4 protein-coding genes are annotated in these 4,134 nt (G+C 65.2%); all 4 read right to left on the bottom strand.

Going from position 1 to position 4,134, the window contains the following annotated elements; all coding sequences use genetic code 11:
• Nucleotides 1-47: 47 nt before the first annotated feature.
• The gene (gene parC, locus JHD07_RS29150) at nt 48-2,306 is read right to left on the bottom strand and encodes a DNA topoisomerase IV subunit A (protein ID WP_291628453.1); all 2,259 of its coding nucleotides are present in this window, start codon (nt 2,304-2,306) and stop codon (nt 48-50) included.
• Nucleotides 2,307-2,366: 60 nt separating this feature from the next.
• Nucleotides 2,367-2,642, bottom strand: coding sequence for a hypothetical protein (locus tag JHD07_RS29145; RefSeq protein WP_291628451.1), 276 nt, complete (start codon nt 2,640-2,642; stop codon nt 2,367-2,369).
• Between the two features lie 95 nt (nt 2,643-2,737).
• A complete protein-coding gene (recO, locus tag JHD07_RS29140; RefSeq protein ID WP_291628449.1) occupies nt 2,738-3,490 on the bottom strand; it encodes a DNA repair protein RecO in 753 nt (250 codons plus the stop codon).
• A 170-nt stretch (nt 3,491-3,660) separates the two neighbouring features.
• Nucleotides 3,661-4,041 carry a hypothetical protein gene (locus JHD07_RS29135; protein ID WP_291628447.1) on the bottom strand — a complete coding sequence of 127 codons (381 nt, stop codon included), beginning with the start codon at nt 4,039-4,041 and terminating at the stop codon, nt 3,661-3,663.
• Nucleotides 4,042-4,134: the final 93 nt, after the last annotated feature.

Genomic DNA, 4,134 nt, shown 5'->3' with positions numbered 1-4,134 from the left:
GGTCAAGCCGGGGCATGACACCAATGGTGTGGCGACGGCCTGCGCCCCTACCCGATGCCCCGCCCGAACTTGTTCGACTTCGGAAAACCCTTCGGCGGCAGGCGGCCGGCATCGGCGCGGGTGCCCTGCCACTCGCTGAGCTCCTTCATGGTCGCGGAGAATTCGCGGCCAGCGGAGTCCCTCCAGGTCAGGCCGGCCTTGGCGTCGAACACGGCAATATCCGAAAGGCCGCCATCCTTGTACTTCTGCAGGCGAACGCCGCGGCCGCGCGCCATCTCCGGCACCTGGTCGAGCGGGAAGACCAGCATCTTGCGGTTCTCGCCGATCACCGCAACGGTATCACCCAGCACTTCGGTGATCGCGCGCGCCTCGTTCGGCATGTCGACGTTGAGAACCTGCTTGCCCTTCTTGGTGGTGCCAACGCAATCGTCCTCGTTGACGACGAAGCCCTGGCCCTCGTGGCTCGCGACCAGGAATTTGCGGCCGCCCTTGTTGACGAACAGCGCCACGGGCGCGGCCTCCTGCTCCAGGTCAATGAACAGGCGGATCGGCTCGCCATGACCGCGGCCGCCGGGAAGCTTGGCGACATCGAGCGAGTAGAACTTGCCGTTGGTAGCGAACAGCAGCAGCTTTGAGGTGGTCTCGGCGAAGAAGGCGAAGCCGAGCTTGTCGTCCTGCTTGAAGGCGAGCCCCGAGAGATCCTCGACATGCCCCTTCATGGTGCGGATCCAGCCCTTGTCGGAAACGACGACCGTCACCGGCTCGCGCTCGACGAAGGCCTCTTCGATCGCGGCGAGATCGTGCTCCGGCGCGTCGGCAAAGGTGGTGCGGCGCTTGCCGAGCGGCGTCTTGGGCCCGAACATGTCGCGGACCTTGCCGACCTGCTCGCTGACCTTCTTCCACTGCTCGGGCTCGGAGGCCAGCAGGGCCTCGATGCCCTTCAGCTCCTTGCGCAGATCCTTGTCCTCGGTGCGGATCTCCATCTCTTCGAGCTTGCGCAGATTGCGCAGCCGCATGTTCAGGATAGCGTCGGCCTGCAACTCGGTGAGCTTGAACGCCTTGATCAAGGCGGGCTTGGGCTCGTCCTCGGTGCGAATGATCCGGATCACCTCGTCGATGTTGAGATAGGCGATCAAGAGGCCGCCGAGAATTTCCAGCCGATGCTCGATCTCGCCCTTACGGTATTTGGTACGGCGGATCAGGACGTCGCGCAGATGATCGAGCCATTCGCGCAAGCACTCCGCGAGCCCCACGACCTTGGGGATGCGGCCCTTGATCAGTACGTTGAGGTTCAGCGGAATCTTGTTTTCGAGCTCGGTGAGCCGGAACAGCGATTCCATCATCAGCGCGGGATCGACGTTCTTCGACTTCGGCTCGATCACGATGCGGACGTCTTCGGCCGACTCGTCCCTGATATCGCCGACCAGCGGCAGCTTCTTCTGGTCCAGCAGTTCGGCGACCCTCTCGATCAGGCGCGACTTCTGCACGAGGAAGGGGATCTCGGTGACGACGACGACCCAGGTCCCGCGGGCGCCCTCCTCCTGCTCCCATCTGGCGCGAACGCGGAACGAGCCGCGGCCGGTGGTGTAGGCTTCGGCAATCGCCTGCTTGGAATCGACGCAGATGCCGCCGGTCGGGAAATCGGGCCCCTTGACCCATTTCATCAGCGCCTTGGACTTTGCGTCGGGCTTCTCGATCAGGTGTAGCGCGGCGTCGCACAGCTCGGCCGCATTGTGCGGCGGGATCGAGGTTGCCATGCCGACCGCGATACCCTGCGCGCCGTTCGCGAGCAGGTTCGGGAAGCCGCCGGGGAGCACCACGGGCTCCTTGGACTGGCCGTCGTAGTTGGCGCGGAACTCGACGCCGTCCTCGTCGATGCCGTCGAGCAGCAGCCGGGCGACGTCGGTCATGCGCGCTTCGGTGTAGCGGTAGGCCGCCGGGTTATCGCCGTCGATATTGCCGAAATTGCCCTGGCCGTCGACCAGCGGGTAGCGCGAGGAGAAATCCTGCGCCAGGCGCACCATGGCGTCGTAAATCGCCTGGTCGCCATGCGGATGGAACGAGCCCATCACGTCGCCGACGATCTTGGCGGACTTCTTGAAGGCGGTGCCGGGGTCGAGCCTCAGCAGGCGCATGCCATACAGGATGCGCCGGTGCACCGGCTTCAGGCCGTCGCGCGCGTCCGGCAGCGCACGGTGCATGATGGTGGAGAGCGCATAGGCGAGATAGCGCTCTTCCAGCGCCTCACGCAGCGGCACCTCGTGGATTTCAGCCGGTTCTCCCGGCGGAACGATTCGTTTTCCCATGCCGCCCGGTTAAACCGTGGAAGCGAATCGGGCAAGGACGAATGGTTCCCCTGCGGTCGGCTAGTGGCCGGCCCAGCCGGCCGTCACGGTTTGGGTCGGCGGTTGCGCCAGCGCCGGGGCGTTGGTCAAGCAACGCCGAGCCGCCTCGATCTCGGCATCCGTCGCGCCCTTGGACCGTGCCCATGTCTCTGCGGCCGCAGCTGAATATTTCGCCACATAATACCGCACCACCGTGCACGAAGCCCTGCGAAAAACCCCGGGCTGCGGCTCGGCGGCCATGGCGTCTGGCGCAAACGCAAGCAGCGTCGCAGACAAGGCGAATCCCCTGATCAACATTTTGCTGTCCCCCGATTGTGGAACCTCACCGGCAATCTGCTCAGGCGGATTTTGTTCCATTGGACCGCAGGTCGGGGCGCACGTTAAAGGGCATCTCATGGCGCCGGGATTGCGGCCCTCGCCTGCTGCCGCATCAAGGCGTTGATGAAGCCGGCCCTCGCGTCGGAATGGCCCTGCCCGCGCGGCTCCAGCACGTGGCGCAGCAGGAACAGGCCGGTCAGCCGAAAGCCGTCCTGGAGATCCTGCTCGGTGAGATCGCTCGCGGTCTCACCCTGGCGCAGGAAAGGCGGCAGGGGCAACAGCCGGTCGCGCCACGCCTCCCCCGCGCCGCGCGACACCGCACCGCCTGATTTCGGAGACACGTATATCAGGTCCGTGGTTTCGCCGGTGACCGCACAATTCTCCAGCGCAAGCCCGAAGCCGAGTTCGGCAAGCATCGCCAGCTCGAAATGGATGACATGCACGGCCGCGCCGCCGATATCGTCGAAATCGTCGAGCGAATGTTCGAGCAGCGCGAAGATCTCCTCGTGCGGATCGCGCTCCGGCAAAAGCCGGGCAATCGAGGCGAGGTGGGTGACGCCATAGACGCCGTGGGACGATGCCAGCAGTGTTGCGGCGCGCAGCTTCAATCCCTCGATCGTGTAGGTGCCAAGATGCTCGTCCAGCCGCGCACGCCACACGGCACTGACGCTGTTCCCCGGCTGCAACAGCGGCCGCATCCGCGAGCCGGCACCGCCGCGGACGAGCCCGAGATGCCGGCCGTGCTGACGCGTCAACAGCTCGACAATGGCGCTGGATTCGCCATGCCGCCGCACGCCCAGCACGATGCCCTCGTCAGTCCATTCCATGGGGTGAGTCTACAGGATTCCGCTGCCGCTCGCACGCACTCGTGCCCCGGACAAAACGCGGCGCACCAGCGACGCGTTGCCGAGCCGGGGCCCATCTCTCCGCACGCTCCTGGGTCCCGGCTCTGCGGCGCAGCGCTGACGCGCTGCACCTTGTCCGGGACGCAAGGCCCTCACGCGTTGAACCAACCCTGCGCGTCGCCGGTGAAGGAGAAATACAGTCCCGCCGTAGTCAGCGCGCAGGAGACGATCTCGATGGCGCTGTCGAGCTCGAGGCCCTTCTCGCCGATGATCTGGCCGAGCGACATCACGGACAGCGCGAGGGCCGCTGCCAGCACCCAGCGCGGCCAGTTCTTGCGCTCATGCGCGGCGAGCCGGACGAAATAGACCAGCAGCAGGATCATGCCGCCGGCGAGCAAGGTCGCCATCATGATCATCTGCTCGGTCACATTTGCATTGGGCGTGCGGTCCTGCACCGCGACCGAGAGAGCATCCAGCATCAACGATGCATAGAGCAGCGCTTCGAAGCGCCGGACGTTGCTGGGCAGGCTCATCGGATACCGATCTTTTCTTGGTTATTCCTTGGGGAATTCCAGGCCCATCTCGCGATAGCGGTCGGGATCGTCGCCCCAGTTCTCGCGAACCTT

Origin of the sequence: Bradyrhizobium sp. (genome assembly GCF_016462955.1) — a bacterium.
Classification (GTDB): domain Bacteria; phylum Pseudomonadota; class Alphaproteobacteria; order Rhizobiales; family Xanthobacteraceae; genus Bradyrhizobium.
Note: the sequence above shows the minus strand (reverse complement) of the source record. Positions and strands in the feature narration are given on the sequence as shown.